14 protein-coding genes are annotated in these 16,174 nt (G+C 67.9%); 13 read left to right on the top strand and 1 reads right to left on the bottom strand.

All coding sequences use genetic code 11. From position 1 onward, the window contains the following. Window positions 1-45: 45 nt before the first annotated feature. Together MKD50_RS18420 and galE are read left to right on the top strand one after the other, a co-directional pair. Window positions 46-1,080, top strand: a complete 1,035-nt coding sequence (locus MKD50_RS18420) for a tyrosine-type recombinase/integrase (RefSeq protein ID WP_252668111.1) — start codon at window positions 46-48, stop codon at window positions 1,078-1,080. A gap of 156 nt (window positions 1,081-1,236) precedes the next feature. Then, window positions 1,237-2,256, top strand: a complete 1,020-nt coding sequence (galE, locus tag MKD50_RS18415) for a UDP-glucose 4-epimerase GalE (protein WP_252668110.1) — start codon at window positions 1,237-1,239, stop codon at window positions 2,254-2,256. A gap of 83 nt (window positions 2,257-2,339) precedes the next feature. Here galE and MKD50_RS18410 read toward each other — a convergent pair whose 3' ends face one another. After that, a complete protein-coding gene (locus tag MKD50_RS18410) occupies window positions 2,340-2,648 on the bottom strand; it encodes an H-NS histone family protein (RefSeq protein WP_115699493.1) in 309 nt (102 codons plus the stop codon). Window positions 2,649-3,192: 544 nt separating this feature from the next. Between MKD50_RS18410 and MKD50_RS18405 the strand changes: the two genes are divergently transcribed. From MKD50_RS18405 to motB, 11 genes are all read left to right on the top strand, one after another. Beyond that, on the top strand, window positions 3,193-5,013 hold the full coding sequence (locus MKD50_RS18405; protein ID WP_252668109.1) for a methyl-accepting chemotaxis protein: 1,821 nt from the start codon (window positions 3,193-3,195) through the stop codon (window positions 5,011-5,013). A gap of 114 nt (window positions 5,014-5,127) precedes the next feature. Then, window positions 5,128-7,101, top strand: a complete 1,974-nt coding sequence (locus tag MKD50_RS18400; protein ID WP_252668108.1) for a putative bifunctional diguanylate cyclase/phosphodiesterase — start codon at window positions 5,128-5,130, stop codon at window positions 7,099-7,101. Between the two features lie 156 nt (window positions 7,102-7,257). Next, entirely contained in the window at window positions 7,258-7,650 is a 393-nt protein-coding gene (locus MKD50_RS18395) for a response regulator (protein WP_115682248.1), read from the top strand. 142 nt (window positions 7,651-7,792) lie between these two features. After that, window positions 7,793-8,269 carry a chemotaxis protein CheW gene (locus tag MKD50_RS18390; protein WP_115712022.1) on the top strand — a complete coding sequence of 159 codons (477 nt, stop codon included), beginning with the start codon at window positions 7,793-7,795 and terminating at the stop codon, window positions 8,267-8,269. A 119-nt stretch (window positions 8,270-8,388) separates the two neighbouring features. Then, window positions 8,389-10,032 carry a methyl-accepting chemotaxis protein gene (locus MKD50_RS18385; RefSeq protein ID WP_252668106.1) on the top strand — a complete coding sequence of 548 codons (1,644 nt, stop codon included), beginning with the start codon at window positions 8,389-8,391 and terminating at the stop codon, window positions 10,030-10,032. A 121-nt stretch (window positions 10,033-10,153) separates the two neighbouring features. Then, window positions 10,154-11,989, top strand: a complete 1,836-nt coding sequence (locus tag MKD50_RS18380; protein ID WP_252668104.1) for a methyl-accepting chemotaxis protein — start codon at window positions 10,154-10,156, stop codon at window positions 11,987-11,989. Between the two features lie 8 nt (window positions 11,990-11,997). Beyond that, window positions 11,998-12,732, top strand: a complete 735-nt coding sequence (locus MKD50_RS18375) for a DUF4088 family protein (RefSeq protein ID WP_115682251.1) — start codon at window positions 11,998-12,000, stop codon at window positions 12,730-12,732. A 482-nt stretch (window positions 12,733-13,214) separates the two neighbouring features. After that, a complete protein-coding gene (flhD, locus tag MKD50_RS18370; RefSeq protein WP_010812713.1) occupies window positions 13,215-13,532 on the top strand; it encodes a flagellar transcriptional regulator FlhD in 318 nt (105 codons plus the stop codon). After that, on the top strand, window positions 13,529-14,134 hold the full coding sequence (gene flhC / locus MKD50_RS18365; protein WP_018004719.1) for a flagellar transcriptional regulator FlhC: 606 nt from the start codon (window positions 13,529-13,531) through the stop codon (window positions 14,132-14,134). Before flhD ends, flhC begins: the two co-directional genes overlap by 4 nt. Window positions 14,135-14,253: 119 nt before the next feature. Beyond that, on the top strand, window positions 14,254-15,117 hold the full coding sequence (gene motA, locus MKD50_RS18360) for a flagellar motor stator protein MotA (protein ID WP_012355101.1): 864 nt from the start codon (window positions 14,254-14,256) through the stop codon (window positions 15,115-15,117). A gap of 33 nt (window positions 15,118-15,150) precedes the next feature. Next, a complete protein-coding gene (gene motB / locus MKD50_RS18355) occupies window positions 15,151-16,134 on the top strand; it encodes a flagellar motor protein MotB (protein ID WP_252668102.1) in 984 nt (327 codons plus the stop codon). Window positions 16,135-16,174 lie beyond the last annotated feature (40 nt).

The following is a 16,174-nucleotide window of genomic DNA, read 5'->3' as shown; positions in this document are numbered from 1 at the left end:
GATCGTCCGCCGGCCGCCGGCCTGATGCGGCAAGCAGGAGAGTCCGTGACCACCAAGCCCAGCGCCGCCCAGCTCGAGCAGGCGGCCTTGTTCGATGCCGACCTGGCCGCCTGGCGCGACCACCCCGAGCGCGCGTTCGACGGTTGGCTGGCGCAGCACGGTTTTCGCCACGGCACCAGCGTGGTCTACCGCGCCATGTGGGGCAAGCTGCTGCGCTGGTCGGCCGAGCGCGGCTTGCCGCCGCTGAGCTGGTCCGCCGAGCAGATTGGCGAGTTCCTGGACGCGCAGCAGTTGCACAAGTCGCACCGCTACCGTTATGCGCGGCTGATCGAACGCGTGTTCCACCACCTGTCCCGCTTGCGCGAGGGCATGCACAACCCCGGCAGCCAGGCGGTGCGCGCCCATCTGGCCGAGGGCGAGAACGACCCCACCGCCTTCCTGCTGCCGGGCGAACGCGACCTGCTGGTGGCCCGCATCCTGGGCCCGGCCGGCGCGCCCGCCGGCGACACCGGCGCCGCGGCGTCGCCCACGCAATGGAAGCGCGCCCGCGACGCGGCGCTGCTGGCCGTGCTGCTCGGCGGCGGCCTGAAGGTGGCGGAGGCGCGCGCGCTGCGCACCGACGTGATCGCCGACGTGTTCGCCGACAGCAGGCCCGGGCGGATGGCGCTGCGCATGGTGCGTCCGGATAACGGCCGCGCCTACACCGTGCCGCTGTTCCCGCTGGCGCATGCGCCGTTGCGCGCCTGGCTGGCGCTGCGCGAGGCCTCCGGCACGCTCGGCAGCCTGGTGTTTCCAGCCATGCCGACAGGGCGGCCGATGCATGCGGCGTCGGTCTACCGGCGCGTGGAAATCCTGCTGGACGAAGCCGGCGTGCTGGCCGGGCGCAGCGAGCGCGCCTCGCCGCAGACTTTGCGCAATACCTGCGCGGCCATGCATTTCGAGGCCGGCACGGCGCCCGCCGAGGTGGCGCAGTGCCTTGGCATGCGCGACCTGGAATCGGGCTGGCGGCTGCGGGCGGCGTACGAGGCCTGGCAGGCGCGGACAGGGCTGGTCGCGCCGGCTTCCGCGGCTTCTGACTGAAAGCCGTGACTGGGGCGGCTGTCAGGGTGCCATGGTGCATCGTGGATAATAGCTACCTTCCCGTGCCGGGCATGGCAGTCAAGTTATTTATCGCGCACACGGCGCGCCGGCTGCCCTCCGCACAACGCTGAACCGAATCGATCGACGCCAATACCCATGCCTGAAACCTTGCTGCTGACCGGTGCCACCGGCTATATCGCCTCGCATACGTGGGTGGCGCTGCTCAATGCCGGCTACCACGTGATCGGTCTGGATAATCTGTGCAACAGCAGCCCGGCCGTGATCGACCGGCTCGCCACCATTACCGGCCAGGCCCCGCATTTCGTGCAGGGCGACGTGCGCGACCGCGCGCTGCTGGACCGGCTCTTTGCCGAGCACCGCATCAGTGCCGTGATTCATTTTGCCGCGCTCAAGGCGGTGGGCGAATCGGTCAGCCAGCCGCTGGCCTATTACAGCAACAACCTCGATGGCCTGCTGACGGTATGTGCCGCCATGGGCGCGGCCGGGGTGAAACAGCTGGTGTTCAGTTCCTCGGCCACGGTTTATGGCAATCCGCACACCGTGCCGATCCTGGAAGATTTCCCGCTGTCGGCAACCAACCCCTATGGCCAGACCAAGCTGATGGGCGAGCAAATCCTGCGCGACCTGGAAAAATCCGATCCGGCCTGGCGCATTGCCTACCTGCGCTATTTCAATCCGGTCGGCGCGCATGAAAGCGGCCTGATCGGCGAAGATCCGCGCGGCATTCCCAACAACCTGATGCCTTATGTGGCGCAGGTGGCGGGCGGGCGCCGTGAGCAGCTGATGGTATTCGGCGGCGATTACCCGACCGTGGACGGGACCGGCGTGCGCGACTATATCCATGTCTGCGACCTCGCCGACGGCCATTTGGCGGCGCTCAATTATCTGGGACGGCAGGGCCGCGGCATGACCGTGAACCTGGGCACCGGACGCGGCTACAGCGTGCTGGAGGTGGTGCAGGCCTACCAGCGCGCCAGCGGCAAGCCGGTGCCGTATCAGATCGTGGACCGGCGTCCCGGCGATATTGCGGCCTGCTACGCCGACCCGGCGCTGGCCCGTGAACTGCTGGGCTGGCGCGCGCAGCATGACCTGGACCGCATGTGCCAGGACTCGTGGCGCTGGCAGTCGATGAACCCGCACGGCTTCGACGCCTGACCTCCGGCCAGGTTTTCGGCCACGCCAAACAAAAACGCCACGGAAGTTTCCGTGGCGTTTTGCCGTCTGCCGGATCGGGCGCTTCAGCGGATCAGGAAGTCCTCGACCGATTTGCCCTGGGCCAGGGCCTGGGTCAGCCAGCCCGGACGCTTGCCGCGGCCGGTCCAGGTATTGCCGGCGCTGTCGCGATAACGCACCGGCACCTTGCGGTTGGCCGCCTTCTTGCCGGCCGGGGCCTTCGCGCCAAAACCCAGGTCTTCCGCGGTCAGGCCATATTGCTCGATTTTCTCGCGAATATCCGCGATCACCGTGGATTGTTCGCGCGCCTTGATTTCCTCGGCTTGCTTCTGCAGTTCGCTGATTTTCTGAACGATTTCCTGATACGTCGCCATTGCGTCCTCGGTTTCCGGTGATTGAATTGCGCTGGGTGCGCTGGTGGGCGGGGAAAATGCTGAAAACAATTATAACGGGCCGGCTGCCGGCTGCAAATCCTGGTGGCGTAATCCCGGACGGTTTTTGCGAAAATTCTTGCTGCTGATAATTGTGTGAACTTTCAGTGTCAGGGCGAGTCGCCGCGGATTTTTCCGCGTCCCAGCGGTATTGCGATGGAGGGCGGCAGTGCCGAAATCCCGGCGGTATTCCCGGCCGGACCGGTCTGTCGTCGTTGTGTGCGGATACCGGCCATGACATTAATCGCGCCGGCATTTACGGACAGGGCGCAACCCCGTTTCAGGCCATACCCGCCAGCCAACCCCTTACGTGGCTGATATCCGACATGGCGTTTATCGCCGATTCACCATAACCGTGCGCGCCGGACGGCGACTCAAGGATGAAGGGGGCGCGCCGTTATCCGGGCAGGGCGGATCAATGCGGCAACGATCCTGCCGGACCGGGGCAAGGGGTGTGTCCCGCGGATTGCCAGTGTCTTAATTCATCATGTCCTTCCACAACAATATTCAGATCAAGACCCTGCTACGGGGCGCCATGGGAATCCTGTCGCTGCTGCTGTTGCTGGTCGGCGGCTCCGGCCTGTACGGCATCTCGCAGAGCAACGGCGCGCTCAAGGATACTTATGCCAACCAGCTTGGCTCGACCGTCGCGCTCAGCGACGCGATGCTGGCCACCACGCGCATGCGCCTGGCGCTGGACCGCAACGTGATGCAGGGCGAGCAGGACGATCCCAAGGTCAACGTGGATCGCTCGCGGGTGTTCGTGGAGGCGTCGGACGCGGCCTGGAAGCGTTATATGAGCCTGCCGCAGAATGCCGAGGAACAGGCCCTGGCGGCGGAACTGGGCAAACAGCGCCAGGCCTTCATGGAGCAGGGCGTGCTGCCGCTGCAGGCGGCGTCGCTGGCGGGCAACCAGGAAGAGGCGGTGCGGCTGGCGAAGAAGGTGCTGCCCGACCTGCAGCGCAGCATGTCGAGCGCGCACGAGAAGCTGCAGAAGTTCCAGATGGCGGCGGGCGAGGCCAATTTCGGCACGGCACAGGCAAGTTTTGCCCGCATCCGCATGCTGTCGATCGTGATGATCGTGCTGGGCCTGGCGCTTGCCGCGCTGTGCACGGTGACGTTGAACCGCGCCATCGTCGCGCCGGTGCAAGAGGCGCTGGCGGTGTTCGAGCGCATCGCCCGCGGCGACCTGACCGCGCGCATCACCAGCATCTCGAAGAACGAGATCGGGCGCATGATGCAGGCCCTGGCCGCAATGCAGTCGAGCCTGTCGGGCATCGTTGCGGAAGTGCGTAGCGGCGCGGATTCGATGGCGTCGGCCACGCAGCAGATTTCCACCGGAAACCTGGACCTGTCGCAGCGCACCGAGGAACAGGCCTCGTCGCTGGAGGAGACCGCCGCGAGCATGGAAGAGCTGACCACGGTGGTGCGCCAGAACGCCGACAATGCGCGCCAAGCCGGCGTGCTGGCGGGCGAGGCCTCGCAGATCGCGCTCAAGGGCGGCGAAGTGGTGGGCCGCGTGGTCGACACCATGAACGAGATCAACGGCGCCTCGCGCAAGGTGGTGGAAATCATCAGCGTGATCGAAGGCATTGCCTTCCAGACCAATATCCTGGCGCTCAATGCCGCGGTCGAAGCCGCCCGCGCCGGCGAGCAGGGGCGCGGCTTTGCCGTGGTGGCGGGCGAGGTGCGCAGCCTGGCGCAGCGCTCGGCCTCGGCCGCCAAGGAGATCGAGGCGCTGATCAGCGAGTCGGGCCAGCGCGTGGAGAGCGGCACCCGGCTGGTGGCCGAAGCCGGCCAGACCATGGGCGAGATCGTGCAGGCGGTGCGGCGGGTCACGGACATCATGAACGAGATCGGCGCGGCGTCGCAGGAGCAGACCAGCGGCATCGATCAGGTCAGCCAGGCCGTGACCCAGATGGACCAGGTCACGCAGCAGAACGCCGCGCTGGTCGAAGAGGCCGCTGCGGCGGCGGGTGCGCTGGAAGAGCAGGCGCAGAAGCTGAAGAACGTGGTCTCGGTGTTCACGGTCGGCGCCACAGCGGCACCGGCGGCGGCCAATGCCGGGGCAAAGGCCGCGGCAAAATCGCCGGCATCGCCGGCGCCTGCTACGCCCGCCGGCGTCGGCGCGAGCCGTGGCACGCGCGCCAGGGCGGCGCGTAGCCTGCCGGGCACGGCGCCGGTCCGGCCTGCCGGTGTGCCCGCAGGCAAGCCGGCAAACAGCGCCGCAATCAGCGCGGCAAGCCGGCCCGCAGCGCGCCCGGCCGTCGCCGCGGCCGGCGGTGACGATGACTGGAGCGCGTTCTGACCCCTGCGTTGGAGTCATTGCCTTGTTCACACGGCGACTGCAAGATGACATGATGCGGGGTTTGCCCCGGGTCCTGACCGTCTTCGCGCATCTTCATCATCATCGCGCAGCCCAATGATTGCCCTGAGTTCCGTCCTGTTGCTGCTGGCTGCCCTGCTGGGTGTAGCCGCCGCCCTCGGCATTCGCGCCGGGCGTGCGGACCAGCCGGCCGGCAGCCGGTCGCTGCGCGTGCTGACGTGGTCGGCGGCGCTGCTGTCGCAATTGAGCATCGGCATGCCAGTGCTGGTGGTGGGCCTGTCGGGCAGCGTGCCGGCCGTCAACGACACCGCGCAGCTGGCGGCCAGCTTTGCCGCCGCGGCGGCGGCCACCACCGCGGTCAAGCTGCTGGTGCAGTGGCTGCGCCAGGGCGCGCGCCTGTGGCGCGGCGCGGCGCTGATGGCGGTGGTGGGCGGGGCCGGCCTGGTCGCGGCCGCCGGCACGCACCTGGGCCGCTCGTGCGGCGCCGGCACCGTGACCGCGCGCGAGTGCATCGATGCCGCCGGCCTGCCGCACCCGGCCTGGCTGGCGGGCGGCCTGACCGCGTTGTGCGCGCTGCTGTTCGCCGTGCATCGGGCCCAATCGCGCGGCTGGCTGCCGGCGCCGGTGCGCGCCGACGCCACGCTGGCCGACGAACCTGCCGATGACCTGCCGGTGCTGCACCGCGGCGCCGAGCCGCGGCTGGCGCGGCGCGGCGCGCGCATCCCCGGGCGCCCGGGCCGGCTGACCGTGCGTGCCGCCGCGCGCGGCCAGGACACGGTGGGCGAGTACAGCGTGGCCACGGTGATGCCGGACCGCGTGGCCTTTGGCCGCTGGCTGGACCAGGCCATCGGCCAGGCCCGGCTGGCCGAGACAGGCTGCGCCGTGCTGCTGATCCATATCGCCGATTACCGCGAAGTCGACGAAGTGTTCGAAGTGCGCGCCGACGATATCCTGGCCCAGGACGCCGGCGCGCTGGCGCAGGCCGTGCTGGAGCCGCACGACTTCCTGGCGCGGCTGGCGCGCGACGAGTTCGCGGTGGGCGTGCCCGAACTGGTCCACCACGGGCGCGCGCAGGAACTGGGCTCGCGCATGCTGGGCTCGCTGGCGGAGTTCATTGCAGCGCGCGGGCTGCAGATGCAGATCGGCGTGAACATCGGCATCGCCATTTATCCGCGCGATGCGCAGACTTCGGAAGCGTTGATGCAGGCAGCCCGCGTCAGCCTGGCCGAAGCCCGCCAGAGCGGCTCGAACCAGGTGCGCCTGTTCAACAGCGCCGCCGGCGAACGCGCGCGCCGCACCCGCGTGATCCGGCGCGACCTGTGGGTGGCGATCCAGGACGATACGCTGTCGCTGCAGTTCCAGCCCAAGTACGACGCGCGCCGCCGCACCGTGGTCGGCGCCGAGGCGTTGTGCCGTTGGCGCCATCCCGCGCTGGGCCAGGTCAGCCCGGCCGAGTTCATCGCCGTGGCCGAACAGTCCGGGCAGATCGACAAGCTCGACGACTGGGTCCTGACCAGCGTGTGCCGCCAGGTGCGCCAGTGGCGCGACGCCGGCGTGCCGACCGTGCCGGTGGCGATCAATGTCTCGGGGCTGCGCTTTGCCAGCCGCAACTTCCCGCAATACCTGCTCGAGCAGATCCACCAGCACGACATCCCGCCGTCGGCGATCACGCTGGAGATCACCGAGACCGCGGCGATGAAGGACATCGGCAAGTCGCTGGAAACGCTGGCCGAGCTGCAGTCGCTCGGGATCCAGGTGGCGCTGGACGACTTTGGCAGCGGCTATTCCAGCCTGGGCTATCTCAAGCGGCTGCGCGTGGGCACGCTCAAGATCGACCGCACGCTGATCGGCGGGCTCGATACCGATGCGCAGGGCCGCGCCATCGTCGGCTCGATGGTGGCGCTGGCGCACGAGCTGCGCATGAAGGTGGTGGCTGAAGGGGTGGAGTCGGCCTCGCAGCTGGACATCCTCAACCAGATGGGTTGCGACGAAGTGCAGGGCTACCTGCTGTCGCTGCCGCTGGACGCCGCCGGCTTCGGCGAGACCCTGCGCGCGCAGTCCGCCGCCTGACGCCTAAAGCCCGGCCGCCGCGCCGCCGATAACCGGTCTGGCAGGCTGGCCCGCGTGGGCCCGGCCCTGTGCCGGCCCGTCCGTCGCCGGCCGCGTGGCCGATGCCATCGATGTTCCTGGCGGACCCAACCCGTTCCCGCACCTCCGGAGGCGCCCATGTCATTGCCCAGCATCCTCGTCGTCGACGATTCGCCCTCGCTACGCCGCATGATCGGCGCCTGCCTGCGCGCCGGCGGCTTCGACGTGACCGAGGCCGCGGACGGCGACCAGGCGCATGCGCTGGCCGTCGCCGGCAGCTTCGGCATGCTGGTCACCGACCAGGTCATGCCCGGCATGGACGGCCTGACGCTGATCCGCAGCCTGCGCGCCACGCCGCGCTACGCGCGCATGCCCATCCTGATGCTGACCACCGAGCAGGACGGCAGCATCCGCGAACAGGCCCGCGCCGCCGGCGCGTCGGGCTTCCTGCCCAAGCCGTTCGACCCGGACGGGCTGATGCAGGCCGTGGCCGCGCTGCTGGACGCGGCACCCCCTACGTCGGAAGGGTAAGGAAAGACCCGGCGTCGCCCTTCAGTCACCCCCGGATGCTGCCGTAAACACTGGTGGGCGATGTCATGCCCCGGCGCAGCCAGCGGCCCGGCCGCTGCGGCGCCAGAGAAACCAGCATGAGCCAAATTTGGGGGGCTAGACGATGCAGCACATCGACAAGGCAGACGGCGCGGGCGAGGAGTTCCTAGCCTTTACCCTGGGCCGCGAGGAATACGGCGTCGATATCCTGAAGGTGCAGGAGATCCGCGGCTACGAGTCGGTCACCCAGATCGCGAACGCGCCCGACTACATCAAGGGCGTGGTCAACCTGCGCGGCATCATCGTGCCGATCATCGACCTGCGCATCAAGTTCCGCCAGCCCAATGTCAGCTACGACCAGTACACGGTCGTGATCATCGTCGACCTCAACGACCGCACCACCGGCATCGTGGTGGACGGCGTTTCCGACGTGCTGACGCTGAGCGCCGCGCAGATCAAGCCCACGCCGCACTTCTCCGGCGAACTGGCGACCGACTACATCCGCGGCCTGGGCTCGGTCGAGCAGCGCATGCTGATCCTGGTCGACATCGAGAAGCTGCTCAATACCGAAGAACTGGCCGCGCTGGAAGCGGTGTCCTGATCCTGCAGTAGCGCCCCCCGCCGTCCGGCACGCGCAACGCGCGCGCCGGACCGAACCCGCCCGCGGTGCGCACCGCATGGACCCATGCGGCGCGCCACAGGCAAGCAGTGCAGACTTAGATGCGAAACAACCAACCCGTCACGCAGCGCGAGTACCCGCTGTCTCCTTCCGACTACCTGATCTCGCGCACCGACCTCAAGGGCCGTATCACCTTTGCCAACCGCACCTTTATCGAGGCCAGCGGCTTTGCGGCGGAGGAATTGCTGGGCGCGCCGCATAACCTGGTGCGCCACCCCGACATGCCGCCCGAGGCGTTCGCGGACTTGTGGCAAGACCTGCAGGCCGGACGCACGTGGATGGGCGTGGTCAAGAACCGCCGCAAGAACGGCGACTTCTACTGGGTCAATGCGACCGTGACGCCGACGCGCGTCGACGGCCGCGTGGTGGGCTACACCTCGGTGCGCTCGATGGCCACGCGCGAGCAGGTGCAGGCCGCCGGCGCCGCCTATGCGCGCTTTCGCGCCGGACGTGCCGACGGGCTGGCGATCCGCCACGGCGCGGCGGTGCGCACCGGCCTGCGCGGCCTGGTGCAGGGACTGCTGCGGCTGAACCTGAAGCGCCGCATCCTGTGGGCGCAGGCCGGCGGCCTGGCGTGGTTCCTGGCCGCGCTGGTCGCGGTGGAGGCGCTGGGCGGCACGGCTGCCGCAACCTTGCGCCCGTGGCTGTGGGGCGGCTTTGCGCTGGCGCTGGCGTCGTCCTTTGCCGCCGGCACCATGCTGCTGGCGCGCGTGAACCGGCCGGTGCGCGACATGCTGGACTTCGCGCTGCGCATGGGCGCGGGCGACCTGACCACGCGCTTCGAGCACCGCAGCGCCGACGAGATCGGCGCGCTGGCGCAGGCCATGCAGACCATGCAGCGCAGCCTGCTGTCGGTGGTGCACGAGATCCAGGAAGGCATGGCCAGCATCTCGACGGCCACGCGCCAGGTGGCCGCGGGCAACAACGACCTGTCGCAGCGCACCGAGCAGCAGGCGGCGTCGTTGGAGCAGACCGCGTCGAGCATGGAAGAGCTGACCAGCACGGTGCGGCAGAACGCGGACAACGCGCGCCAGGCCAGCGGGCTGGCGGCGAACGCTTCGGACACGGCGCTGCGCGGTGGCGAAGTGGTGGGACGGGTGGTGCAGACCATGGACGAGATCAACGATGCGTCGAAGAAGATCGTCGACATCATCGGCGTGATCGAAGGCATTGCGTTCCAGACCAACATCCTGGCGCTGAACGCGGCGGTGGAAGCGGCGCGCGCCGGCGAGCAGGGCCGCGGCTTCGCGGTGGTGGCGGGCGAGGTGCGCAGCCTGGCCCAACGCAGCGCCAACGCGGCCAAGGAAATCAAGGGCCTGATCGGCGATACCGTGGCGCGCGTCGACAACGGCTCGGCGCTGGTGGGCCAGGCCGGCCAGACCATGGATGAGATCGTGCAGGCGGTCAAGTCCGTCACCGACATCATGGCCGAGATCAGCGCGGCGTCGGCCGAGCAGAGTTCGGGCATCGAGCAGGTGAACCAGGCGGTGGCGCAGATGGACGAGGGCACGCAGCAGAACGCGGCTCTGGTGGAAGAAGCGGCCGCGGCGGCCGGCGCGCTCGAAGAGCAGGCGCTGCGGCTGCGCGATGCCGTATCGACCTTCCGCGTCAGCATGCAGGCGGAGGTGCGGCCGCAGCGCAAGCCTGCGCAGGCGCGCGGCGATGTGGTGCCGGCACGGGCCTAGGCCCGGGGGCGGCACCGCACGGTTGGGATCGAAATGAAGGCGGGCGCGGCACGCCGCGCCGCCAGCGTACACAGGGTGCGGCAGGCCGTGCCCGAGGCTTCAGTTACAAGGGGGAGTTGCTATGCATTGGTTCAATCAATTGCGCGTCACGACCAGGCTGGTTGCCGGATTCCTGGTCGTTGCCGTGATCGGCGCCGTGATGGGGCTGCTGGGCGTCGTCAACATGGGCCGCATGGCCGACTGGACCGGCAAGATCTACAACGACGACCTGCGCGCGCTCAAGGCGGTGCAGGACGCCAACATCAACCTGGTCTACGCCAGCCGCTCGCAGATCGCGCTGCTGTCGGCGTCGACCATGGGCGAGCGCACGGTCGAGAAGGAGCTGATCGCCAAGTCGCTGGCCGCGATGGATGAGCGCATCCGCCAGGTGACCGGCGCCTTCGAGAAGCCGGAGGGCAAGGCGCTGGTCAAGCAGTACCAGGACCTGTCGCCGGCGTTCCGCGCGCGCATGGAAAAGTATGTCGAGCTGGTCAGCAAGCAGCCGCTCGATACCTCGCAGTTCGAGAGCCAGGTGTTCTCCGAAAGCGCTGACCTGCTCAAGGACAGCCACGCGCTGGAAGCGGTGATGCTGCAGATGGTCAAGCGCCGCGACGACCGTGCCCGCAACAATATGGAAGAGGCGCGCAGCGTCTACGACGAAACGCGCCTGTGGATGCTGGGCCTGGTGCTGGGCGGCCTGGCGCTGTCGGTGCTGCTGGGGGTGGTGCTGGCGCGCGCGCTGTCGCGCCAGCTGGGCGGCGAGCCGGCGTATGCCGCGGCCATCGCCGCGCGCATTGCCGAGGGCGATTTCTCGCAGCCGGTGGCCACGCGTGCCGGCGACAAGGGCAGCCTGGTCTTTGCGATGCAGCAGATGCAGCAGCAGCTGTCGCGCATGGTGCGGGATTTCAAGGCCTCGGCCGAATCGATCGGCAGCGCGTCGCGCGAGATTGCCGCGGGCAACAACGATCTGTCGCAGCGCACCGAGCAGCAGGCGGCATCGCTGGAGCAGACCGCATCGAGCATGGAAGAGCTGACGAGCACGGTGCGGCAGAACGCGGACAACGCGCGCCAGGCCAGCGGGCTGGCGGCCAATGCTTCGGATACTGCCTTGCGCGGCGGCGAAGTGGTGGGCCGGGTGGTGCAGACCATGGACGAGATCAACGATGCGTCGAAGAAGATCGTCGACATCATCGGCGTGATCGAAGGCATCGCGTTCCAGACCAACATCCTGGCGCTGAACGCGGCGGTGGAAGCGGCGCGCGCCGGCGAGCAGGGCCGCGGCTTCGCGGTGGTGGCGGGCGAGGTGCGCAGCCTGGCGCAGCGCAGCGCCAACGCGGCCAAGGAGATCAAGGGCCTGATCGGCGACACGGTGGCCCGCGTGGACAACGGCTCGGCGCTGGTCGGCCAGGCCGGCAAGACCATGGACGAGATCGTGCAGGCGGTCAAGCGCGTGACCGACATCATGGGCGAGATCAGCGCGGCATCGGCCGAGCAGAGCTCTGGCATCGAGCAGGTGAACCAGGCGGTGGCACAGATGGACGAGGTGACGCAGCAGAATGCGGCGCTGGTCGAGGAAGCCGCTGCCGCCGCCGGTGCGCTCGAAGAGCAGGCCGGCCACCTGCAATCCGCGGTGTCGACTTTCCGCCTGGCCGCAGAGGACGAGCGCGCGGAGCGCTTCGAGGTAATGCCGGCCGCCGCGGTGCCCGCCAAGACTCAACGTGCGGGCGCGGTGCGTGCCATCGCCGCAAGCAAGCGCGCGGCCAAGCTGCCCATGGCCAAGACCGAAGCCGCCAGCGCCGATGAAGCCCCGCACGACGCGGCCGAGCCGGCGCCAGCAAAGCCGGCGGCGCGCGCCGCGGCCATGACGCCGCGCCCCGCGCTTGCCGCGGCCGATAACGGCGACTGGAGCGCGTTCTGAGTGTTGCCATGACGACCGATATCACCCTGGCCTTGCCGCAAGAGGAAGCGGCCAGGCTGCGCAAGGAATTCGACCAGTTCATCGGGGTCTCGACCGGGCTGGACCGCGAGTTCCTGCCGCCCGAGTTCCATGACTTCCTGCGTGCGCGGTTGCTGCAGCATGACGGCCCGCTGACCGAGCGCGCGGTCTCGCGGCTGCTGTCCGGGGGTGAGTACGGGTGGGCGCGCCGCGTGTTCGACAAGCAGTTGCCCAATGCGCTCGCGGCGCTGATGCGCGACGCCCAGCGCTTCGGCTTCGGCCTGGCGGTTCAGCCGGGCTGGAGTGGCGAACAGCGCCTGGCGCATGCGCGCGAATGGGCGGCGCAGGTGCTGGCCGAGTGCGGCGCCGATAGCGCCTATACCGAGGCCCTGGCCACCCAGGTGGCGGCGTCGGCGGAAGATTTGCGCGCGCTGGAAGAGCGCATGCGCACGCCTGCATGGCGCCTGGCTGAAAGCCTGCGCCAGCGCGCCTACGACCTGATGTACGCGCTGCAGACCGAAGACAACGAGGCCGCCGGCCGCGCGCGCGTGGGCGAGTTGCGCGGCATGCTGGGGCTGGCGCTGGAATACGGCTCGGTGCAGCCGGAAGAGGCCTCGCGCGTGCTGGAGCAGGTGGAACGCGTGCGCCCCGCATTGTTTCGCGAAGCGCCCGACGACGTGTTCGCGCGGCTCGCGAATTGGCTGCGCCGATTGTTCGGACATTGACGCTGGCACCGCCGCCTCGCACCGGTTCACGCCGGATATTTGGGACAGTATTACGCACACCGTGCGCGGCGATACACTCCCCGCGGCCGGCGTCAATAGAGGAATCCAGCAGGCTACCAATGTCGTGCCCGCGCGTTTGATGCAGAGGTCTTTTGCTCGTGACGTCTTGAGCCAAAGCAAAAGTCAAACGCGTGACTTGTTACAAAATCTGCGTCGCCCATGTCTTTTTCATGCGACATTGGCTTCCCCCCCGCGTAAGTAGGGATTGGCATTGCGGGGCGATTGCCGATATAAACGTAACGGTCTTGCTTACACTCTGTAACACTTGTAACGGAGTTGATTACAGTTGGACTTGGGCGTAGTTCCTTAGTCGTACGTTGTACCCGCCCAGCCGCAAACAAACGATCTGGTCGCCGGGCCCCCCAGGGCAACGGTAAGCGCCGGACAAGCGGCCACGGTGGGTTTTTGGTAGCGGGGATAAATTGGAAAGCAGTGAAGTTCTCCAGGAGATCAGGGAGGTTAACCTCGCCTATCTGCTGCTCGCGCAACGCCTTGTGCGCGAAAACCAGGTCGAAGCCATGTTCAGGCTCGGGGTCAGCAAGGAAATCGCGGATATCCTTGCCAAGCTGACCTCGGCGCAACTCGTCAAGCTCGCGGCATCCAACATGGTGCTGTGCAGGTTCCGCTTCGACGACCATGCACTTCTGTCTACTCTCACCCACACGGCCAAGAGCCATGACATGCAGCAGATCCACGCCGCGATCCTGCTCGCACGTCAGCCTGTGGAGTCGCTCAATTGACCGCGCTCCTGCAGGCCGAGCCAAACCGGAGCTACACGGCCACCTCCGTTCCCAGCCGCAAGAGCGTGCTCCAGGACGCCAACCAGACCCAGCTCGCGATCGAGCTGATCGGCCTGGGCGCGCGCCTGCAGGTGCTTGAAGCCGAGACCACGCTGTCGCGTGACCGGCTGATCCGCCTGTACAAGGAGCTGCGCGGCGTCTCGCCCCCCAAGGGCATGCTGCCGTTCTCGACCGACTGGTTCACCACCTGGCTGCCGAATATCCACTCGTCGCTGTTCTTCTCTGCCTACCAGTTCATGGTGCAGGAAGGCGAGACCGTGGGCATCCGCGCGGTGGTGGCCGCCTACCGCCTGTACCTCGAGCATGTTTCGCTGCTCGGCGGTGAAATTGTCTTAAGTTTCACGCGGGCCTGGACGTTAGTACGGTTCTTCGAGAGCAACATGCTGCAGCTGTCCCGGTGCACGTGTTGCGGCGGACAGTTTGTCACGCACGCGTATGAGCCGCACGCGAACTTCGTGTGCAGCCTGTGCCGTCCGCCGTCGCGCGCAGGGAAAGTGAAGAAGCTCTCGAAAGACGCCGCCGCCGTGCAGACCAACGCCTGATCCTGGTCAAGGTCCGCCGGCTGGCAAGCTTGCTGCGCTGGCGGACGGATTCCCTCCGTACGCCCGTGCCGCGGGCCAATGAGCGTGGCTGACGCGCGTTTTTAGACGGGGATCCGATCGTGCTAGTAGTTCTTGGCTATGTCGTCGTGGTAGCGGCGGTGCTTGGCGGTTACGCCATGACCGGCGGCCACATGGGCGCGCTATATCAACCTGCTGAAGTGGTGATCATCGCGGGCGCCGCCATCGGCGCCTTTATCGCCACCAATACCGGCAAGGCCATCAAGGCCACCGCGCGCGCGCTGCCGGGCCTGTTCAAGAGTTCCAAGTACAAGAAAGAGCTGTACCTGGACGTCATGTCGCTGCTGTACGTGCTGCTGTCCAAGGCACGGCGCGAGGGCATCCTGTTCCTGGAAAAGGAAATCGCCGACCCCGCCGCCAGCAGCGTGTTCAGCCAGTACCCGCGCATCCTGTCGGATCCGGTGGTGATGGAATTCCTCACCGACTACCTGCGCATGATGGTCAACGGCAACATGAATGCGTTCGAGATCGAGGCCCTGATGGACCACGAGATCGAGACCTTCCGCCATGAAGCCGAGATCCCCGCCCATGCGCTGTCGCGCGTCGGCGATGGCCTGCCCGCGTTCGGCATCGTCGCCGCGGTGATGGGCGTGGTGCACGCGCTGGGTTCGGCCGACCTGCCGCCGGCGGAGCTGGGCGCACTGATCGCGCACGCCATGGTCGGCACCTTCCTCGGCATCCTGCTGGCCTACGGCTTTATCTCGCCGCTGGCCGCGCGCATCGAGCTGCAGGTGTCCGAGAACGTCAAGGTCTACGAGTGCATCAAGGTGGTGCTGCTGGCCTCCCTGAACGGCTACGCGCCGCTGGTGGCGGTCGAGTTCGGCCGCAAGGTGCTGTACTCCACGGTGCGACCGTCGTTCCTCGAGCTCGACGACCACGTGCGTGAAGTGAAGAGCCTGAACTAAGCAGCCGGCAACGCACGCAGCAAGGGGCACCACATGAGCAGCGCACACGATATGCGTCCGATCATCGTCCGCCGGGCGAAGTCGCACGCCAGGCCGCACGGCAACCACAGCTGGAAGATTGCCTACGCCGACTTCATGACGGCGATGATGGCGCTGTTCCTGGTGCTGTGGCTGCTGTCCAGCGCCAACAAGAAGACGCTGGAAGGCATTGCCGAGTACTTCCGCATGCCGCTCAAGGTCGCCATCGTCGGCGGCGAGAAGAGCAGCCAGTCGCCCAGCGTGATTCCCGGCGGCGGCATGGACGTGATGCGCAAGGACGGCGAGATCATGCGCGCGCACGACAACGACCCCAGCGACGAACAGCGCCGCAACGAGCAGCAGGAAGCGCAGCGGCTGCGCGCGCTCAAGCAGCGCCTGGAACAGATCATCGAGAACAACCCGGTGCTGCGCCAGTTCCGCCCGCAACTGCTGCTGGACATCACCAGCGAAGGCCTGCGCATCCAGATCCTGGATACGCAGAACCGGCCCATGTTCCGCACCGGCAGTGCCATCGTCGAAAGCTATATGCGCACCATCCTGCGCGAGATCGGCCCGGTGCTGAACGAGCTTCCCAACAAGGTCAGCCTGTCCGGCCATACCGACGCAGCCAACTATTCCAACGGCGAGCGCACCTACAGCAACTGGGAGCTGTCCGGCGACCGCGCCAACGCCTCGCGCCGCGAGCTGATCGCGGGCGGCATGCAGGAGGGCAAGGTGCTGCGCGTGCTGGGCCTGGCCGCGACCATGCCGCTGGACAAGAGCGACCTGCTCGCGCCGGTCAACCGCCGCATCAGCATCGTGGTGCTGAACCAGAAGGCGCAGGCGCGCTTCGAGGCCGAGAACGCCAGCGCCGCCGAGGTCACGGTGGCGGCGCAGGCCGGCAAGGCCGCGCAGGAGATGCAGGCAGGGCTGTCAGCGGCCTCCGCACCCGCAGCGGCACCTGCACCGGCAGCGCCGGCATCGGGCAGCAAACCATGACGCAGGACCGCTGCCGCAGCGTGCCCCGCGCCGTAACCAA

It is taken from the genome of Cupriavidus mimosae (genome assembly GCF_023952485.1).
GTDB lineage: Bacteria > Pseudomonadota > Gammaproteobacteria > Burkholderiales > Burkholderiaceae > Cupriavidus > Cupriavidus taiwanensis_C.
This window is presented reverse-complemented; position numbering and strand designations above follow the sequence as displayed.

What these genes read in the sequence shown, in the direction of transcription:
- MKD50_RS18400 (WP_252668108.1), top strand. Translation starts at nt 5,128, where the DNA reads ATGATTGCCCTGAGTTCCGTCCTGTTGCTGCTGGCTGCCCTGCTGGGT.
- motB (WP_252668102.1), top strand. Translation starts at nt 15,151, where the DNA reads ATGAGCAGCGCACACGATATGCGTCCGATCATCGTCCGCCGGGCGAAG.
- MKD50_RS18390 (WP_115712022.1), top strand. Translation starts at nt 7,793, where the DNA reads ATGCAGCACATCGACAAGGCAGACGGCGCGGGCGAGGAGTTCCTAGCC.
- MKD50_RS18380 (WP_252668104.1), top strand. Translation starts at nt 10,154, where the DNA reads ATGCATTGGTTCAATCAATTGCGCGTCACGACCAGGCTGGTTGCCGGA.
- MKD50_RS18405 (WP_252668109.1), top strand. Translation starts at nt 3,193, where the DNA reads ATGTCCTTCCACAACAATATTCAGATCAAGACCCTGCTACGGGGCGCC.
- MKD50_RS18385 (WP_252668106.1), top strand. Translation starts at nt 8,389, where the DNA reads ATGCGAAACAACCAACCCGTCACGCAGCGCGAGTACCCGCTGTCTCCT.
- galE (WP_252668110.1), top strand. Translation starts at nt 1,237, where the DNA reads ATGCCTGAAACCTTGCTGCTGACCGGTGCCACCGGCTATATCGCCTCG.
- MKD50_RS18410 (WP_115699493.1), bottom strand. Translation starts at nt 2,648, where the DNA reads ATGGCGACGTATCAGGAAATCGTTCAGAAAATCAGCGAACTGCAGAAG.
- MKD50_RS18395 (WP_115682248.1), top strand. Translation starts at nt 7,258, where the DNA reads ATGTCATTGCCCAGCATCCTCGTCGTCGACGATTCGCCCTCGCTACGC.
- MKD50_RS18375 (WP_115682251.1), top strand. Translation starts at nt 11,998, where the DNA reads ATGACGACCGATATCACCCTGGCCTTGCCGCAAGAGGAAGCGGCCAGG.